This is a genomic window from Methylobacterium sp. DB0501 (genome assembly GCF_011043735.1).
Taxonomy (GTDB): Bacteria; Pseudomonadota; Alphaproteobacteria; order Rhizobiales; family Beijerinckiaceae; genus Methylobacterium; species Methylobacterium alsaeris.
This window is the reverse complement of the sequence record NZ_JAAKGV010000008.1, coordinates 277,478-293,764: the sequence shown is the minus strand read 5'-3', so window position 1 is coordinate 293,764 and position 16,287 is coordinate 277,478. Positions and strand designations below refer to the sequence as shown.

Here is a 16,287-nt window from a genome sequence, read left to right as displayed (position 1 = left end):
CGACAGATAGCGCGCCGAAGGAAGCTTGGATGACGGCGATAGATGGGTGGGCGCCATCCCGCCTGCCGTCCGGAACCACCGCGAGCCGAGCGGTGGCGAGATCCCGACCTTCATCGCTGCGTCCTCGCTCGAAAGACCTTGGGCGATGAACGCCCAGAACTCCCGCCGCGTCTCGCGTCGACCGACCCCGGGACGACCCGGTGACTGCAGCTTCTCCCGAAGGCATCGATCCGAACGTCGCCGACCTGCCATCACAACCGCCCTCCGCCAAGCCGTTGCGACGACCACTTGAATCCACCAGCCGCTCCTAAGCCCAGGGTCGCAAGAACGACCGCGATCATCAGGCTCCTAAAGACCGTCATCGTCCGCCTCCCTGTCGTAGGCCGGAGGCTCGGGTGCTTCCGACGCGTTGCGCGAAAGGTCGTCGAGCCCCGCATGATCGAGGCCGTCGTCCGGCGTCAGTCCGGCGGATGCGCTGTTCCCGAGGCTGCCCGTCGGCTCCGGCGCTGTTGGCCGTGCGGCGTGGACGGTGCCCCGGGACCCGAGCACCACCACCTTCGTGCCGGTGGGGACGCGCCGGTGCAGGTCGATCACGTCCTGGTTCAGCATGCGGATGCATCCCGAGGACACCGCCTCGCCAATGCTCCAGGGCTCCGTCGTGCCGTGGATGCGGTACAGCGTGTCCTTGCCGTCCTTGAACAGGTAGAGCGCCCGGGCCCCGAGCGGGTTCCTGTCGCCGCCCGGCATGCCGCCGGCCCAGCGCCCGTTCCGCTCCGGATCACGCCGGAGCATGTCGGGGGTCGGCGCCCATCGCGGCCAGGAAGCCTTGCGGGCGACGGTCGCCTCGCCGGTGAACTCGAATCCGGCCTTGCCCACCCCGACCGCGTAGCGCATCGCCTTGCCGCCCTCCATGACGGGGTAGAGAGAGCGCTTGTATGGATCGACGACGAGGGTGCCGGGCGGCTCCTTCGACGGGAAGTCGACCAACTGGCGGACGTTGCGCGCCTTGAGGTCACGCGGGTCGACCGCCTCGACCGGGAAGGGTTCGTCCGTGACGGCGGCGTACCGGCGCAAGACCTCCGGGGCGATCTGCTGCCGGGCCACCGCGACGGAGGCCGGCGCCCCCTGCGAGGTCGAGCAGGCGCCGAGCGCCGAGGCGAGGGCGATCACCGTCGGAAGGCGGAGGGGCCGCGGCATCACGAGCGTCCTCGCGCGCGGGCCTGGACGACCGCCTGCCTGAAACCGTCGAAATCGAGCGCCGCCGCGACCTTTAGCTGGCCGATTAGGAAGACCGGGGTTCCCTGCAGGCCGAGGGCGTCGGCTTGGTCGAGATTGCGCTGGAGCAAGCCCGCGATCTCGCCGGCAAGTGCCATGCGGTCCCGCTCCAGCCGGGTCATGTCGACGCCGGAGGCCTCGACCGCCTCCCGCATCCGTTCCTTGGTGATGCCGCGGCCCGGAATGCCCATCAGGGCCGCGTGGACGGTCTCGTAGCGCCCCTGGTAGCGCGCCGCGAGGGCGAACTGGGCGCCGTAGACGGAGGCGTCCCCGAGGATCGGCCAGTCCTTGTGGACGAGGCGGATGCGCCCGTCCGTCTTCACCAGCCGGAGAAGGTCGGGCTCGGCCTTCTTGCAGAAGGGGCAGTTGTAATCGAGGAACGCGACGATGGTCAGGTCGCCCTTCGGGTTACCGGAGACCGGCGCCTGCGGGTCGTTGAAGATCGCGTTGGGGTCGACGCCCTGGGCGAAGGCTTCCTCGGTCGGCGGCGCCAGCGAGAGCAGGGCGGGCGCAAGCGCGGCGGCGGGCAGAAGGGCGAGCAGGGTCCTGCGGTCCATCGTGGTCTCCGTGAAACTTAATTTGTCGAAAGGGGGTGGCTCAGGCGCCGACGAGGGCGAGACGACGCTTCAGGTCATCGACCGTGAATTCGCCCTCGGTGCGGGCCTCGCGGACCTCGGCGCCGTTGGGTCGCATCAGGATGAGGGTTGGCGGTCCGACGACCTCGAAGCGCCGCATCAGGGCGCGTGTGGCGTCGTCGTCGCGGGTGACGTCGGCGCGGATCACCGAGACGGCCCTCAGCCTCGCTCGGACGTCGGCATCGGCCAGGACCGTCCGTTCGTTCGTCTTGCAGACGGTGCACCAGTCGGCGGCGAACTCGACGAGCACCGGCTTGCCCGCGGCACGGGCCGCCGCGAGGGCGGCCTCGAAAGCCGGGACGAAGGAGACAGTCCGGCCTTCCTCGACGTGGGCTGCCTGCGTCCGGCCGAGTCCGGCGAGCGGCCGGAGCGGGTCGGTCCCGCCGCTCGCGGCGCCGACGACGAGGGCGCAGCCGTAGGTTACGGCAACGATACCAGCGCCCTTGCCCAGCCGGCCCGCGGCGCCCGCCGTGACGACGTCGAACGCCCCGACGAACACGCCGATGTCGATCGCCAGCGCGCCCCAAAGCACGAGGGAGACCTCGGACGGCACGAGGCGCGAGACCATGGTGATGGCCAACGCGAGGAAGACCACCCCGAAGGCCTGCTTGGCGACGACGAGCCATGGGCCTGACTTCGGCAGGATCCCTGCCCCGAACGTCCCGAACGCGATCAGCGGCAGGCCCATGCCGAGGCCGAGCGCGAACAGGACGGCGGCACCCCGCACCACGTCTCCGGTCTGGGCGACATAGAGGAGTGCCGCGGCGAGCGGCGGCGTCACGCAGGGCCCGACGATCAGGGCGGAGGTGAACCCCATGACGGAGGCGCCACCAAGCGCGCCAAGCCTGCCTACGCTCAGTCGCGACAGGCGGCCGGCGGCACCGGACGGCAGCGCCAGGTCGAACACGCCGAACATCGACAAGGCCAGGGAGGCGAAGGCCGCGGCGAGCAGTCCGAGCGCAGTGGGAGTCTGGAGCGCGACCTGGAGGTTGCGCCCGGACCATGCCGCCGCCACGCCAAGCGTCCCGTAGGCTAGCGCCATCGCGAACACGTAGGTGCCGGACAGGACGAAGCCGCGCCCGGCCGAGAGCCGCTCCCCGGACCGGGCCAGCATGCCGGCCAGCACCGGGACCATCGGGAGCACGCACGGGGTGAAGGCCAGGAGCAGGCCGAGCCCGAGGAAGGTCGCCAGGACGCCCGCGAGTTGGCCCGAGAGCAGGCCGCTCTCGGGCTCGGTCTGCGCGCCAGTGGCCGGCGTCTCGGCGGTCGCCTGTGGACCTCCCGCGGGGACCTCGATGACCTTGCTGATCGGCGGGTAGCAGATGCCCTTCTCGGCACAGCCCTGATAGGTGACGCGCACCTCGCGCAGCCCCGCGAGAGCCGCACCTGGAACGATGGCCTCCGTCGCGCCGTGATAGACTTCCGTCGGCCCGAAGTTGGGGTCGTCCTTGGTCTCGCCGGGCTGGGTGCCGACGGGCAGCTCCCTGCCGCTTCCGTCGGAGGCGGCGATCTTGTCACGGTAGAGGTAGGTGCCGGGGGCGATGGTCCATCGCAGGCGCAGCGAGAGGTCGGGGTCACGGGTGACATCGACGGTGAAGGGCGTCGGCCTCGCACCGGGCTCGCGGCACTGCCCCGGCGACCACAGCGAGGAGCCGGTTCAGAGCAGGGCAGCGAGGACAAGGTGGGTGAACACGTTCGGCATAGGTGGGGTCCGGGCTCGGATCGGCCCGACGCGGATCGGAAACGCAGCTTAAGCCAGGCTTAAGCGGGGCCCGGAGGATGGAGGCGGTGAAGGGAGACACGCATGCGCATCCTCGTCGTCGAGGACGACACCATCCTGTCGGACGGGCTCCGGGCTGGTTTGGGCTTGGCCGGGGCGACGGTCGATTGCGTCGCGACCTGCGCCGACGCCGAGGCGGCGCTCGCCACGAGCGCGTTCTCGGCCATCGTGCTCGACCTGATGCTGCCCGATGGCTCTGGCCTCGACGTGTTGCGGGGGCTTCGCCGCCGGAACGACCGGACGCCGGTCGTCCTGCTGACGGCCCGGGACGCCGTGGCCGACCGGATCGCCGGGCTCGACGGGGGCGCCGACGACTATCTCGGCAAGCCTTTCGACCTCGACGAGCTCTCCGCCCGCATCCGCGCCGTCGTCCGGCGGGCTTCGGGGCGGGCCGCGGCGATCCTGGAACACGGCGCCATCCGGCTCGATCCCGGCAGCCTCGCCGTCACCGTCGACGGTGTGCCGGTCGCCGTCTCCCGGCGCGAGGTTATGGTTCTGGCGGCCCTCATGGAACGACCTGACGTGCTTCGCTCGAAAGCGGAGTTGGAGGAGCGCCTCTACGGCTGGCAGGAAGAGGTCGAGAGCAATGCCGTCGAGGTTCACATGCACAACCTGCGCGCCAAGATCGGCCGACACGCCATCGAAACGGTGCGCGGCCTCGGCTACCGCATGAGGGCCCTGACATGAGGTCGCTCCGCGCCAGGCTGTTCGCCATCCTGCTGCTCGCCACCGGCCTGATCTGGCTCAGCGCGGTCGCCTGGATCTACTTTGGCTCAAAGCGCGAGGTGGAGCAGGTCCTCGACAACCGCCTGCAGGAAGCAGCCCGCATGGTCAGTTCCCTGGTGGGCGCGGTCGGCGGCCCGGGACCGGACGGGGCTATCCGCACCATCCCGGCGCAGACCGCCTACGAGCGGCAGCTCTCATGTCAGATCTGGTCGCTCGACGGGCGCATGGTCGCGCGGTCGACCGGGGCCCCGGAGCGGCGCCTGACGGATGCGCCCGCCGGCTTCTCGCAGCGCGAGGTCGACGGCGAGACTTGGCGTGTCTTCACGGTGGAGGACGCCGGCAAAGGCGTTCGCGTGATGGTCGGCGACCGCCTCGGCCTGCGCGAGCGCCTCGTCAACGACCTCATCATGGGCTTGGTCACGCCCGTGCTGCTCGTGGTGCCGCTGTTGGGGATGCTGATCTGGGCGAGCCTCGGGCGCGGCCTGCGACCGTTGCGGCTGATGGCGCGCGACCTCGCAGGTCGCGACGCGGACGACATGAGCGCCATCGACGCGAGCCGCGCGCTCGCCGAGGTCCGCCCCCTGGCCGACGCCCTCGACGGGCTGTTCCTCAAGGTCGAATCGGCCCGTCGGCACGAACAGGAGGTGACGGCGTTCGCCGCGCACGAGCTGCGCACCCCGCTCGCTGGCCTCAAGGTTCAGGCGCAGGTCGCCATGGCCGCCACCGACCCGGACGTGGCGAAGGCAGCCTTGCGCCAGATCGTGGCGGCCGTCGACCGGACCACGCGCCTCGTCCGCCAGTTGCTCGACGCCGCCCGGCTCGACGCCGCGGGGGAGGCGCCTTCCCTGGCTGAGGTCGACGTCGGCGCGCTGGTAACGGAAACCGTTGAAGGCATGCGGATGCCACCCGGGGTCCGGACCCAGATCGATCCGGGGCTACGGGGCTATACGCTGCTGGCCGACCCGGAAGGCCTGCGCCTCGCCGTCCGGAACCTGCACGAGAACGCCGTGCAGCACATGGAGACAGGCACGGTGGCGTGGGTCGCCCGGCCGGATGGCGGGGGCATCGTCGTCCGCGACGAGGGGCCGGGCATTCCGGAGGACGAACTGCCCCACGTCACGACACGGTTCTTCCGAGGGTGCCACAAGAGCGCGACGGGTAGCGGCCTCGGCCTCGCCATCGCCGAGATGGCGTCCCGCCGGAGTGGCCTCAGCCTGCGGCTGCGCAACCGGACGGATCGCCCGGGGCTCGAGGCCGAGATCCTCCCGAGCTGAGACCGATCAGCCGAGTTCCGGGCAGAAGATATCCTTGAGGGTCGCCAGCACCCGCGCGGCCCTAGGGTCCTCCAGCCGATAGTGGATCGTCTGGCTCTCGCGTCGGAAGGCGACCAACCCGTCCTCGCGCAGCTTGGCGAGGTGCTGCGACAGGGCCGACTGGCTGAGCTCGACCTCTCGCGCGAGGCTGGTCACGTCCATCTCGCCGCGGGCGACCAGTAGGCACAGGATCAGCAACCGCTTCTCGTTGGCGAGGAGGCGGAGCAGGCGGGCCGCGTCGGTGACCTTGTCCTGAAGCCGCATTAGGTCGGTCGACGTGACGGCGTACATCGGTTCGTGTCCCTAAATGGCAGATCCAGCTTATTTAGGTCCTCCTAATATAATGTCACTGCATGCAGCTGTCTTCTCCCGAGCCGCAGACCATCGGGGGATGCATCGCATCGGCGCCTAGGCGCGTTTTCCGACCTGACCCCATCGGCGGATGGCCACCGCCTATCCGTCGTAAGCCGGAGACGACCCATGAGTGACGGCTACCCTTCGATGACGGCGCTGCTCGGCCTCCTGGCCCTGGCCGGCTACCAGAACCGGGACAAGATCGCCGAGATGCTGGGCGGTGCCGGGCAAGCCGCGCCCGCGCCCGCCGGCCCCGGCCAGACGACCGGCGGTACGGGCAGTGGCCTTGGAGGGCTTCTCGGCGGCCTGTTGGGCGACCGGCGCGGCGAGGCGCCCGGCGGCTTCCTGAACAGCGGCTTGGGCGAGGTGCTCCAGCGCTTTCAGCAGGCCGGCCACGGGGCGGCCGCGCAGTCCTGGGTCGCCCAGGGGCCTAATCAGGAGCTTCCGCCTCAGCAACTCGAGCAGGCCATCGGGCCGGAAGTCCTCACAACCCTGACCCAGCGCACCGGCCTGTCCCGCGAGGAGCTTCTCTCCCGCCTGTCGCGGGAGCTGCCCCAAGCCGTCGACCGCTACACTCCAGACGGTCGGATGCCTGCCTAGGCTAGCGGTCCCCCGAACCTCGACGGTCCATGGCTGCAGCGCCCCGTTACCGAGGCGTTCGAGGTCTCCAGCCGGCGTTGTGACATCCCGCGGGCGGATGCGTTCCTTGGCCGCCATGGACGGCCTGCTGCCTCTTCATGGCGTGGAAAGGTTCAGGTACCGGAACCGTTTCCAGGAGGCCTGGTCGTACGGACCGCCACGTGGCGGTTAAGGTCCTGACGTTTGAAGGCTGCATTCGCGCAATTCGGAGCATGCCCGTCGTCCATGCCGGAGATGGACCCGACTGCCAGCTTTTCGCCTCGCGTTGGTTGGAAACGGAGCGTCCCTTTTCAGGATCGCCCGATGAGTGACAGCCGAACGCTGATGCCTGGGCGCGACCTGAACGTAGTGTCCATAGCGCTGCGGCGCTGCCGGCGTCTGGTCCCGGGAGCCTGCTGCATCGGCTTCGATGCGGTCGCTTCCGACCTTGTTACGCTGGCGCTGTCCTTCCGTCAGGACGGGCAGCTCACGCTGGCGATCGACGCTGACGCCGGGGTCGAGGCTCACCCTGCGGCGGCCCGACCGCTCATTTCCAGGCCGTCCGGTGGGACGCCGGCGCGACCGAGACCGTTGCTCCGGGCGATGTCCGCGCGCAGCGCCGAATAGGACGGGCACACCATCGGGTAGTCCGGCGGCAGGCCCCACTTCAGCCGGTAGGCGTCAGGGCTGAGGCCGAGACTGCCCAGGTGCCGCCGGAGCGAGGCGTAGCGCTTGCCGGTCTCGAAGCTCAGGATGCCGCCGGGGCCGAGGGAGGCCCGGACCTGGGCCGACGACAGCAACCGTGGCGCGGTCGGCTCGGGAGCGGCTTGGCGTCGACCGTGGAGGGCCGCGTATACGTCCGCGATCACGGCAGGCACCTGTGCCGGCGGCACGGCGTTGCCCGCGACGTAGGCCGACACGATACGGCACGACAACGCGACCGCGTCCGCTAGGACGCGACGTTCGGCTTTGCGCATTGGGGGTGACCTCGGTTGGGGGAAGCGGGATATTAGGGCTCGGCCTCGCCGAGCGCGTCGGCCGTGGCCAGCGCCGAGGCGATAGCTACTCGCAGGCTTCGCAGGTCTTGCGGCGGGACGGCGCCACGGGCGCCGGCGGTGTCGACCGCCTCGCAGGCCTGAGCGAGCCGGTCGAAGCCCATGAGGCCGGATTCCGACTTGAGGCGGTGGACCAGGGCCAGGCCGGATGGCCCGGCGAACTCCTGCTCGGGCATGTCACCGAGCCGGACCAGTGTCTCCCTGAGCAGGGCCATCATCTCGGCCGCCTGCGCCGGTCCCAACAGCTTGGCCACCTGCCGGTGGGTCTGTGGATTGAGGTCGGCTGGCGTGTCCGGCATTGGGTCCTCGCGTCGGTACGGTTTCGCGTTCAACGCCCGGCGAAAGGCGATGCAAGAACTACTCGCACCGCCTGCGTCGAGCCTGCCGCGGGCATGGCGGGATGGTCGATGGTGCGCCCCGGGATGGCTTCCACGCCGAAGGGCGGACATGACAACCAGCGTTGGCAAGTTACCTGGAAGCGGGGCCTGGATGGGGCGTAAGCCGAGGCCGACGCCGAAGGCAGCCGCCGCGAGGGCTGGAGGGATCAGGAGGTGCGTCATGTCGGTCGTGCCTGAATGGGATGTCCCGTTAGGCCACGGCCCGTCATGGGCGTCATCTCGGCCTGCCGGACTGCCCCGGCAGCCCCGATAGACCGGGTGGCCTAGGGGGTGGCGCGGGGGCGGGCGAGGTTCGCCCCGCCCCAGGCCGCGGCCGCCGACCGGTTCGGGACGCCGAGCGCCTTTAGCAGGGCGGCGACGTGGATCTTGACCGTGCCCTCGCCGAGCGACAGCGACCGCGCGATCTCCTTGTTCGACTGCCCGGCCACGATCAGGTCGAGCACCTGGCGCTGGCGGGGTGTCAGGGCCGCGGTTGGGTCCGCCGCGGCCTCGCGCCATGCCGTCGGGGTCGGCGCCCCGGACGCGCCACCGGGCACCCGCGTGACGAAGGCCGGCACGTAGACGAAGCCGTCGACTACCATGCGCAGAGCTCGGATCAGCGACTCGACGTCGGAGCCCTTTGGAACGAAGCCATGCACGCCAGCCTTGAGAGCGAGGAAGACGTCCTCCCGCTCGGTCGAGCCCGACACAACGACGGTAAGGACCTCCGGGAAGCACTCCCGCACGGCGGACAGGCTGGCCGGGCTCTCCATGCCGGGCATGGCGAGGTCGAACAGGGCGAAGCGGACGTCCTGCTTCTCGGCCAAGGCCTCTAGCGCCTCGTCCAGGGAGCCGACCTGCTGCACCTCCGAGATACCGAGCTGGTCCCGCAGGATGCTGGTGAGCGCGATGCGGAAGAACGGGTCGTCGTCGGCGACGACGGCCTTACCGGTGATGCTGGTCATGGGCGTCCAGTCCGAATTCCGCGGGCCTCGCGACGGCGACGATAGTCCAGGTGGACTATTCTGGCTTCGGATCATGCCCGTGAAGCCTAGTGGTTCCCAAACCCTGTCGCGGCGTAGCGTTTTCGTGTGGATCGGGCGCGTCGTCGCGCCATCGGACGGGGAGCGCTCCATGCACGAACCAGTCAGGCGCCCCGTGGTGGTAGTTGCCGAGGATGACCCCATCGCGATGCGGGTCGTGGCCGCCGAGCTGGAGGCTGCGGGCTACCAGGCCGTGACCTGCTCGAACGGCATCACCGCGCTGGAATACGTGGCCTTCGGCGAGCGGCTCGACGCACTGGTCACCGACGTGCACATGCCTGGCTCCGTCGATGGGCTGTTCCTTGCAACCGAGGCGCGGTCGATGCGCCCCCGCTTGCCGGTAGTCTATCTTTCGGGGCGGGCCATCGAGGCTCGGCACATGGTTCCGGGGTCGTGCTTCCTTGAGAAGCCTTACGAGGTCGGACGTCTCGCGGTCCTGATGCGGGCGGTGACGCGCGGCGGCGTGGTGAGCCTCATCGCGGGGACGCGGTCGCCGCGCCCGGAGACTGACTGAAGACCAGTCTTGCCCGGATGGCGACAAGCGCGGGCCTACCGCGCGTCCGTACCGGCGCAGACTTTGGAAGGGGGAACGGGACCATGGCGAAGGGCGTGATGAACACAGGCGGCACGGGGAAAACCTCGGGAGGCCGGGGCTCGACGTTCGGCGGCCGGTCGGGGTGCCCTGCGCCATGCGTGGCCGCGCTGGCGGTCGTCGTCCTTGGCTTCGTCGCCGCGCTCGCGGCCGCCCAGTGGACGCAGGCCCGGAACGCTCACTCGGCCGCTGAACGCTTCCAGGCCGTGGCGACCCGCGTCGCGTCGCTCGTCGAGGGACGCATGGCCCGCTACGAGTATGGCGTTCGGGGCGCGCGCGGCGCAGTAGTGGCGGCTGGCGACACCGGCATCACGCGCGACGGCTTCCGACGTTATGCCGACAGTCGGAATCCGGAAAGAGAGTTCCCGGGCGCCCGCGGCTTCGGCTTCATCCGTCGCGTGCCCGCCATGGACGAAGCGGCGTTCTCGGCGGCGGCGCGCCGCGATGGCGCCCCGGACTTCCGCATCCGCCAACTCACGCCGCACGACGGCGAGCGCTGGGTGATCCAGTACGTCGAGCCGATGACGGCCAACCGAGAGGCCGTCGGCCTCGACGTCGCCTCCGAGGCGCATCGGCGCGGTGCGGCGCTCCAGGCGATGGAGACGGGCGCTGCGACGCTGACCGCTCCGGTGACCCTGGTGCAAGCGACCGGCCTGAGAGAGCGGGGATTCCTCCTGTTCCTGCCGGTGCTGCGCCCCTTCATGCCTGCGGACACCCCGGATGCGCGCCGCGCCGCGACGCTGGGATGGACCTACGCGCCGCTGATCATCGACGAGATCCTGACCGGTCTCGACCTCGATGCGGGGGATCTCGACGTCGCCATCCGGGACGTCACCCCCGACACCGTCACGCCGTTCTATGCCGGCCGGGACGCGGCCGAACCGCCGGCCGGCGGCCTGACGTCGACCCGGCGGCTGTCTGTCTTCGGCCGGACCTGGGACGTTGACGTCGCAGCGCGGTCCGCCTTCGTCGAGGGGCTTAACCTCGTCCGGCCGACGACCGTGGCCATCGTCGTCCTCGTCGGTTCGCTGCTTCTCGCCGGGCTGGTCTACCTACGCCTGCTCGGCCGACGCCGCGAGGTGCTCGCCGCCGTCGAGAAAGCGCGACTGGCGGCTATCGTCGAGAACGCCGACGACGCCATTGTCGGCAAGTCCCTCGACGGCGTCGTCGCCGACTGGAACCCCGGGGCGGAGCGGCTCTTCGGTCATACGGCTGCCGAGGCCACGGGGCGTAGAGCGGAGGACTTCATCGTCCCCGGGAGCCTCTGGGCGCAGGAACGCGACGTCCTGCTGCGCATTCGCCGCGGCGAGGCGGTGCCGCCATTCTCGACCCTTAGGATGCGCAAGGACGGCACGATCTTCCCGGTGCAGGTGACCGCCTCCCCGATCCGCGCGCCGAACGGTTCGGTCGCAGGCATCGCCACGGTCATCCGCGACATCTCCGAGCAAGCGGCCGCGGAGGAGCGCATCCGCGCGGCCAACGCCTCCCTCGAACGGCAAGTCGCGGAACGGACGGAGGCGCTAAGGGCCGGCTCCGCGTTGCAGAAGGCGATCCTGGACCATGCCGGCTACGCGGTCATCGCCACCGACCTGCAGGGGACCATCACCCTGTTCAACCCGGCCGCCGAGCGGATGCTGGGCTACGCCGCCGACGAGCTGGTGGGCAAGGCGACGCCGGCGGTGTTCCACGATCCGGTGGAAGTCGGGCGACGGGCCGGCGTCCTGTCGCGCGAATTGGGGTGGGCCGTCGAGCCGGGCTTCGAGGTGTTCGTCGCCAAGGCCCGCCGCGGGCAGCCCGATCCCGGGGAGTGGACCTACGTGACGAAGGGCGGCGAGCGCCTGCCGGTGCTGCTAAACGTCACCCTCCTTCGCACCGGGGACGGGGCCGACCTGGGCTTCCTCGGCATCGCCCTCGACCTGAGCGAACGCTACCGGCATGAGGCCGAGATGAAGGCCGCCCAGGCCGGTACCTGGAACTACGAGGTCGCCACCGGTCGGGTGCGCTTCTCGGCGGAGTGCGCCCGCCAGCACGGGCTGCCGGAACGGGAGATCGAGCTCGACGTCGAGCGGGAGTGGAAGCCGATGGCCCATCCCGACGACGTCCCGCGGGTCCTCGCCGACCTCGCAGGCGCCATCGAGACCGGTGGCGGCTACACCACCGAGTTCCGGGTGCCGCTGGCGGACGGAGGCATGCGCTGGATCACCGCCATCGGCCGCGTCGAGGCGGACGCCTTCGGCCGGACGGCCCGGGTGATCGGCCTGACGCTGGACACCACCGCCCGCAAGGTAGCCGAGATCGCCCTGTCGGACGCGAAGGCGGTGGCGGAGGCGGCGCGCGCCGAGGCCGAGCGGGCGAACCGGGCCAAGACCGACTTCCTGGCCTCGATGAGCCACGAGATCCGTACCCCGCTCAACGCGGTCATCGGCTTCACCGACCTGATGCTGGCCTCGGGCCGGCTTGACCCGGGCAACCGCCGCCAGGCCGAACTCGTGCGTTCGTCCGGCAACGCCCTGTTGACGGTCGTCAACGACATCCTCGACTTCTCCAAGGTCGAGGCCGGCGCGGTCGACCTGGTCGAGGCGCCGTTCCCGCTGCTCGCCATGGTCGACAACTGCGTCTCCATCGTTCGGGGCCCCGCCGACGCCAAGGGGCTGGAGTTCAGACTGCGGATGGATCCGGCCCTGCCGCGTTGGGTCAAGGGGGACGAGAATCGCTTGCGGCAGGTGCTGTTCAACCTGCTCAACAACGCGGTGAAGTTCACGGCGGCCGGCTCGATCACGCTCGACGTCGCGCCCGAAGGCGGCTTCTCGGGCGGGGAGCGCCTGCGCTTCCGCGTCGTCGACACTGGCATCGGTATCCCGAAGGACAAGCAGAACCGGCTGTTCCAGCGCTTCAGCCAGGTCGACGGCTCGATCCAGCGCGACTTCGGCGGCACCGGGCTCGGACTGGCCATCTGCCGACACCTCGTGGAACTCATGGGCGGCGAGATCGGCGTCTCCTCGATCGACGGGGGCGGCTCCACCTTCTGGTTCACCGTGCGCATGCCGCGGACTTGCGCTCCGGCCGAGGCCGAGCCTTCCGTCGTCGCGGCCACGCCGCGCCGGACGGGCCGCCTGCTGCTGGTCGACGATTCCGCCATCAACCAGGAACTCGCTCGCGCGGTTCTCAGGGCGGCCGGGCACGTCGTCGAGACGGTCGGGGACGGACAGGCGGCGGTCGAAGCGGTTCGGGAGCGGGTCTTCGACCTGGTGCTGATGGACGTGCAGATGCCGGGCATGGACGGGATGACGGCGACCCGTCGCATCCGGGCGCTCCCCGGGCCCGTGTCGCGGCTTCCCGTGATCGCCATGACGGCGAACGTGCTGCCGGAACAGGTTTCCGCCTTCCGCGACGCCGGCATGGACGATCATGTCGGCAAGCCGTTCGACCCGGAGAAGCTCTACGCGACGGTCGAGCGGTGGCTGCCGCAGGAAACGGTGCCCGCCGAGGTGCCCCACCGGCCGTCGTCTCCCGTCGAGTTCGACGAGAACGCCTACCGCGAGGTGTGCCGCTTCCTGTCGCCGACCCGCCTTCGCGAGGTGCTAGTGTTGCTGGCGGAGGAACTGGACACCAGCTTCGAAGGTGATGGCGGTAAGGAGGACGACCGGTCACGCCTTCGGCTCCGAGCCCATTCGCTGGCGTCCGCCGCGGGCATGGTCGGCTTCTCCGAACTGGCCAAGGCTTGCCATGGGCTGGAAACGTTCGGAGAGGCGCGGGTGGTGTCCGAGGGGCTCCCGTCGTTCGTGGCTCAGCTCGCGAGCGTGCGTCGCCTCGCCGAACGAGCCGCGAGGGCGGCCGAACGCATGGCGGCAGACCTGGATGTCCCGACGGGCCCGCGGCTGGTCTGCGGGCGGGCATGAGCCCCGGCCGTCAGGGAGCGCTTCCCGCCTGTTCCCGATTGCGCAGCGGCGCCGGCTTGCGTCCGTCCGGCAAGATGTCCCGGAGGTGGTCGTGAACCATGTCGGAGGTGAAGGGCTTCCCGATGAAGCGGGCGACCTCCGGCATCTCTCCCGGCTCCGGCCGCACGTGGCCGGACGCGACAACGATGGCGATGTGCGGCCACCGGCTGGCGGTCTCGCGTGCGACGGCGAAGCCGTTGCGCGTTCCCGGCATCTGCACGTCGGTGAAGAGCAGGACGATGACGGCATGCTCCCGGGCGAGGAGCGTCATGGCCTTGTCGCCGTCGCTCGCCTCGAAGGTCCGGAAGCCGGCATCCTGCAGGATGTCCATAGCATCCATGCGGATGAGGCCGTCATCGTCGACGACCAGGGCGCAGGGCTCGGGATGGGAAACGGACTCGCATATGCAGCGATAAGTCGTGATCGGGGAAGAAGGCTCCATTGCCTGGGACCGCTCGGGCGGGACTGCGTAGTGCGAGCGAAGCTTGACCTGTGATAGGGTCGTGCCGGGTCGGTGGTGAGGACGTACCGCCAGGCAATTGCGGGAGAGGGTTGGACCGGTGACGGACGTGATGGAGCGCAGGCGGTTCGAGGCGGAGTTCGCTCGGACAGGCGCGAGCACGGACCCGTTCGTGTCCGCGGTGCGCGCGACGCGCATGCCGATGGTGATCACTGACCCCGGCCAGCCCGACAACCCCATCGTCTTCGTCAACGACGCCTTCTGCCGGCTGACTGGTTACGCCTACGACGAGATCGTCGGCCGGAACTGCCGCTTCCTGCAGGGCCCGGCGACGGATATGGCGGACGTCGCCAAGGTCGGTGCGGCCATCGCGAGGCGGGAGTCCATCGAGATCGACCTCTTGAACTACAAGAAGGACAGGGAGACGTTCTGGAACCGGTTGCTTGTCTCGCCGGTGTTCGACCGGGACGGCGACCTGACGTTCTTCTTCGCTTCGCAGTTCGACGTGACCTTGGAGCGCGAACGCCTGGTGCGACTGCAGCAGGACCGCGACGCGTTGGAGGCCGCCTTCGAGCGCCGGACCGCCGCATTGAGCGACAGTGAGCAACGCCTGAGGTTCGTCCTCAAGGCTGGCCGGATGGGCACCTGCACCGTTGACCTGCAGAGCGGCTACACCGTCGCATCGGACGGCTGCAAGGCCATCTTCGGCCGACGGGCCGACGAGACGTTCCAGTACGCCGACCTGCTCGCGATGATCCACCCGGACGACATCGAGCGCATGCAGACGACCCTGGCGGCGTCCGTGGCGGACAAGGCGGACTACGAGGTCGAGTACCGGGTGAACATGCCCTCCGGCGAGGTGCGCTGGGTCGAGCTGCGCGGCCAGCCCTTCTACGCTCCGGACGGCACGCCGCTCAGCATGGTTTGCGTGTCCCTCGACATCACCGACCGCAAGCGGTCTGAGGAGCATCGGGCGCTCCTGGCAGACGAGCTCACCCACCGGGTCAAGAACTCGATGGCGACGGTGCAGTCAGTGGCGCTCCAGACCCTGCGCAACGCCTCCTCGCTGGAGGATGCGCAGGAGACCCTGGTCGCTCGGATCAAGTCCCTGGCGGCGGCCGACAACGTCCTGACCCGCGAGAGTTGGGCCGGGACGACCCTGAGCGAGGTCGTCGCTGAGGCCCTGCATGCCTTCCGCGACGACGCGAGGCAGCGCTTCCTGGTCAACGGCCCACTGGTCTGGCTGGACCCGCGCCTGACGCTCGCCTTCACGATGGCGTTCCACGAACTGGCGACCAACGCCGTCAAGTACGGAGCCCTCTCCAACGAAGGTGGCCGCGTCGTGGTGGACTGGGAGGTCCGGGACGCATCGACCTCGCCGCGGCTGCAGCTGCGCTGGGAGGAGGTCGGAGGCCCCTCGGTGGTCGCGCCATCGCGCACCGGGTTCGGGACGCGCCTGATCGAACGGGCGCTCGCGACGGAGATGGGAGGCACCGCCAGGATCGAGTATCACCCGCGCGGCATCGCGTTCCTGTTGGAGGCGCCCCTGCCAGACTGTGTCCCTCCCACCAACGTGACGGGTTCTCTCGTCTGAGCCGTCCTGCCTGGTAAAGGCACTCGACAACTGCTTGGCGGAGGTCGTCGGGTTCGTTGATGGCATGCCGGGGGACGCGGTCACGTCCGTGCCCGGCTGGCCGTCACCGGTGCCACAAACATCCGGCCCCGGACCAGCAGCGCCAAGGTCATGGCTGCGAGGCCGAGGACGAGGCCGTTCGCGGCCTGGAACAGCGCCGGGGCGAGGACGGCGAGCGCTCCGGCATCGCCTTGGGCGACCAGGCAAGTCGGGGCCGTGGCCAAAGCGTTCGCGCCGAAGCTGAAGGCCCACAGGCCCGGCACGGCGCCGGCCCTCGCGATCCACGGCGAGAGCCGGGCCAGGACCAGCATCTGGAGCAGGCCGTAGCCGATCAGGGCATGCGCGAGAAGGTCCAGAGCCCCGCCGCCGACCGAGAGGTAGGCCAAGCCGATCCGGCGCGCGCCGCGCGCTTCAGGAGAGACGTGCCATGGGCCACGGTCGCCGGGGCGCACGCAACGGCCCCCCCCGCACGTCACGTCGCTCCTGGT

At 70.1% G+C, this 16,287-nt stretch carries 15 protein-coding genes and 1 pseudogene; 6 read left to right on the top strand and 10 right to left on the bottom strand.

Annotated elements, in window-relative coordinates; translation table 11 throughout:
* The 4 genes and pseudogenes from G4G93_RS14510 to dsbD all read right to left on the bottom strand — a co-directional run.
* A pseudogene (locus tag G4G93_RS14510) lies at positions 1-252 on the bottom strand (IS30 family transposase); the annotation flags it as partial.
* Between the two features lie 96 nt (positions 253-348).
* Complete coding sequence (locus G4G93_RS14505; RefSeq protein WP_099956007.1) at positions 349-1,197, bottom strand: L,D-transpeptidase; 849 nt, start codon at positions 1,195-1,197, stop codon at positions 349-351.
* Positions 1,197-1,832, bottom strand: coding sequence for a DsbA family protein (locus G4G93_RS14500; protein ID WP_099956006.1), 636 nt, complete (start codon positions 1,830-1,832; stop codon positions 1,197-1,199). The genes G4G93_RS14505 and G4G93_RS14500 overlap by 1 nt, the downstream gene beginning before the upstream one ends.
* A gap of 40 nt (positions 1,833-1,872) precedes the next feature.
* Positions 1,873-3,555 (bottom strand): protein-disulfide reductase DsbD, encoded by a 1,683-nt coding sequence (gene dsbD, locus G4G93_RS14495; RefSeq protein WP_244936642.1) that lies wholly within the window; start codon positions 3,553-3,555, stop codon positions 1,873-1,875.
* A gap of 159 nt (positions 3,556-3,714) precedes the next feature.
* On the opposite strand from dsbD, the gene G4G93_RS14490 reads away from it, so the two are divergent.
* The gene (locus G4G93_RS14490; protein WP_091890996.1) at positions 3,715-4,377 is read left to right on the top strand and encodes a response regulator; all 663 of its coding nucleotides are present in this window, start codon (positions 3,715-3,717) and stop codon (positions 4,375-4,377) included.
* On the top strand, positions 4,374-5,690 hold the full coding sequence (locus G4G93_RS14485; RefSeq protein ID WP_165085063.1) for an ATP-binding protein: 1,317 nt from the start codon (positions 4,374-4,376) through the stop codon (positions 5,688-5,690). The genes G4G93_RS14490 and G4G93_RS14485 overlap by 4 nt, the downstream gene beginning before the upstream one ends.
* A gap of 6 nt (positions 5,691-5,696) precedes the next feature.
* On the opposite strand, the gene G4G93_RS14480 is transcribed toward G4G93_RS14485, so the two are convergent.
* On the bottom strand, positions 5,697-6,020 hold the full coding sequence (locus G4G93_RS14480; protein WP_091891003.1) for an ArsR/SmtB family transcription factor: 324 nt from the start codon (positions 6,018-6,020) through the stop codon (positions 5,697-5,699).
* 189 nt (positions 6,021-6,209) lie between these two features.
* Here G4G93_RS14480 and G4G93_RS14475 point away from each other — a divergent pair, with 189 nt between their 5' ends.
* Positions 6,210-6,683: a YidB family protein gene (locus G4G93_RS14475; RefSeq protein ID WP_099956005.1), complete on the top strand. Its 474-nt coding sequence runs from the start codon at positions 6,210-6,212 to the stop codon at positions 6,681-6,683.
* A gap of 542 nt (positions 6,684-7,225) precedes the next feature.
* Here the strand turns inward: G4G93_RS14475 and G4G93_RS14470 are convergent.
* The 3 genes from G4G93_RS14470 to G4G93_RS14460 form a co-directional block, all read right to left on the bottom strand.
* Positions 7,226-7,678, bottom strand: a complete 453-nt coding sequence (locus G4G93_RS14470; protein ID WP_099956004.1) for a MucR family transcriptional regulator — start codon at positions 7,676-7,678, stop codon at positions 7,226-7,228.
* A 32-nt stretch (positions 7,679-7,710) separates the two neighbouring features.
* Positions 7,711-8,055, bottom strand: a complete 345-nt coding sequence (locus G4G93_RS14465; protein ID WP_091891016.1) for an Hpt domain-containing protein — start codon at positions 8,053-8,055, stop codon at positions 7,711-7,713.
* Between the two features lie 362 nt (positions 8,056-8,417).
* On the bottom strand, positions 8,418-9,098 hold the full coding sequence (locus tag G4G93_RS14460) for a LuxR C-terminal-related transcriptional regulator (RefSeq protein WP_091891019.1): 681 nt from the start codon (positions 9,096-9,098) through the stop codon (positions 8,418-8,420).
* A gap of 169 nt (positions 9,099-9,267) precedes the next feature.
* Between G4G93_RS14460 and G4G93_RS14455 the strand changes: the two genes are divergently transcribed.
* Positions 9,268-9,690 carry a response regulator gene (locus G4G93_RS14455; RefSeq protein ID WP_165085062.1) on the top strand — a complete coding sequence of 141 codons (423 nt, stop codon included), beginning with the start codon at positions 9,268-9,270 and terminating at the stop codon, positions 9,688-9,690.
* 179 nt (positions 9,691-9,869) lie between these two features.
* Positions 9,870-13,667 carry a CHASE domain-containing protein gene (locus tag G4G93_RS14450; RefSeq protein ID WP_164712498.1) on the top strand — a complete coding sequence of 1,266 codons (3,798 nt, stop codon included), beginning with the start codon at positions 9,870-9,872 and terminating at the stop codon, positions 13,665-13,667.
* A gap of 10 nt (positions 13,668-13,677) precedes the next feature.
* Here G4G93_RS14450 and G4G93_RS14445 read toward each other — a convergent pair whose 3' ends face one another.
* Positions 13,678-14,364: a response regulator gene (locus G4G93_RS14445; protein ID WP_312891987.1), complete on the bottom strand. Its 687-nt coding sequence runs from the start codon at positions 14,362-14,364 to the stop codon at positions 13,678-13,680.
* On the opposite strand from G4G93_RS14445, the gene G4G93_RS14440 reads away from it, so the two are divergent.
* The gene (locus G4G93_RS14440) at positions 14,267-15,760 is read left to right on the top strand and encodes a PAS domain-containing protein (RefSeq protein ID WP_395411288.1); all 1,494 of its coding nucleotides are present in this window, start codon (positions 14,267-14,269) and stop codon (positions 15,758-15,760) included. The two genes, G4G93_RS14445 and G4G93_RS14440, sit on opposite strands and share 98 nt — an antisense overlap.
* Positions 15,761-15,840: 80 nt before the next feature.
* On the opposite strand, the gene G4G93_RS14435 is transcribed toward G4G93_RS14440, so the two are convergent.
* Positions 15,841-16,185: a hypothetical protein gene (locus tag G4G93_RS14435; RefSeq protein WP_236012929.1), complete on the bottom strand. Its 345-nt coding sequence runs from the start codon at positions 16,183-16,185 to the stop codon at positions 15,841-15,843.
* Positions 16,186-16,287 lie beyond the last annotated feature (102 nt).

Bases quoted from the DNA above. Each gene is read 5' to 3' on its own strand.
- G4G93_RS14485 (WP_165085063.1), top strand. From the start codon at position 4,374: ATGAGGTCGCTCCGCGCCAGGCTGTTCGCCATCCTGCTGCTCGCCACC.
- G4G93_RS14480 (WP_091891003.1), bottom strand. From the start codon at position 6,020: ATGTACGCCGTCACGTCGACCGACCTAATGCGGCTTCAGGACAAGGTC.
- G4G93_RS14490 (WP_091890996.1), top strand. From the start codon at position 3,715: ATGCGCATCCTCGTCGTCGAGGACGACACCATCCTGTCGGACGGGCTC.
- G4G93_RS14455 (WP_165085062.1), top strand. From the start codon at position 9,268: ATGCACGAACCAGTCAGGCGCCCCGTGGTGGTAGTTGCCGAGGATGAC.
- G4G93_RS14445 (WP_312891987.1), bottom strand. From the start codon at position 14,364: ATGCGCGTCGCGCGCACCGCGGACACGAACGGGTCCGTGCTCGCGCCT.
- G4G93_RS14500 (WP_099956006.1), bottom strand. From the start codon at position 1,832: ATGGACCGCAGGACCCTGCTCGCCCTTCTGCCCGCCGCCGCGCTTGCG.
- G4G93_RS14460 (WP_091891019.1), bottom strand. From the start codon at position 9,098: ATGACCAGCATCACCGGTAAGGCCGTCGTCGCCGACGACGACCCGTTC.
- G4G93_RS14470 (WP_099956004.1), bottom strand. From the start codon at position 7,678: ATGCGCAAAGCCGAACGTCGCGTCCTAGCGGACGCGGTCGCGTTGTCG.
- G4G93_RS14475 (WP_099956005.1), top strand. From the start codon at position 6,210: ATGAGTGACGGCTACCCTTCGATGACGGCGCTGCTCGGCCTCCTGGCC.
- G4G93_RS14465 (WP_091891016.1), bottom strand. From the start codon at position 8,055: ATGCCGGACACGCCAGCCGACCTCAATCCACAGACCCACCGGCAGGTG.
- G4G93_RS14505 (WP_099956007.1), bottom strand. From the start codon at position 1,197: ATGCCGCGGCCCCTCCGCCTTCCGACGGTGATCGCCCTCGCCTCGGCG.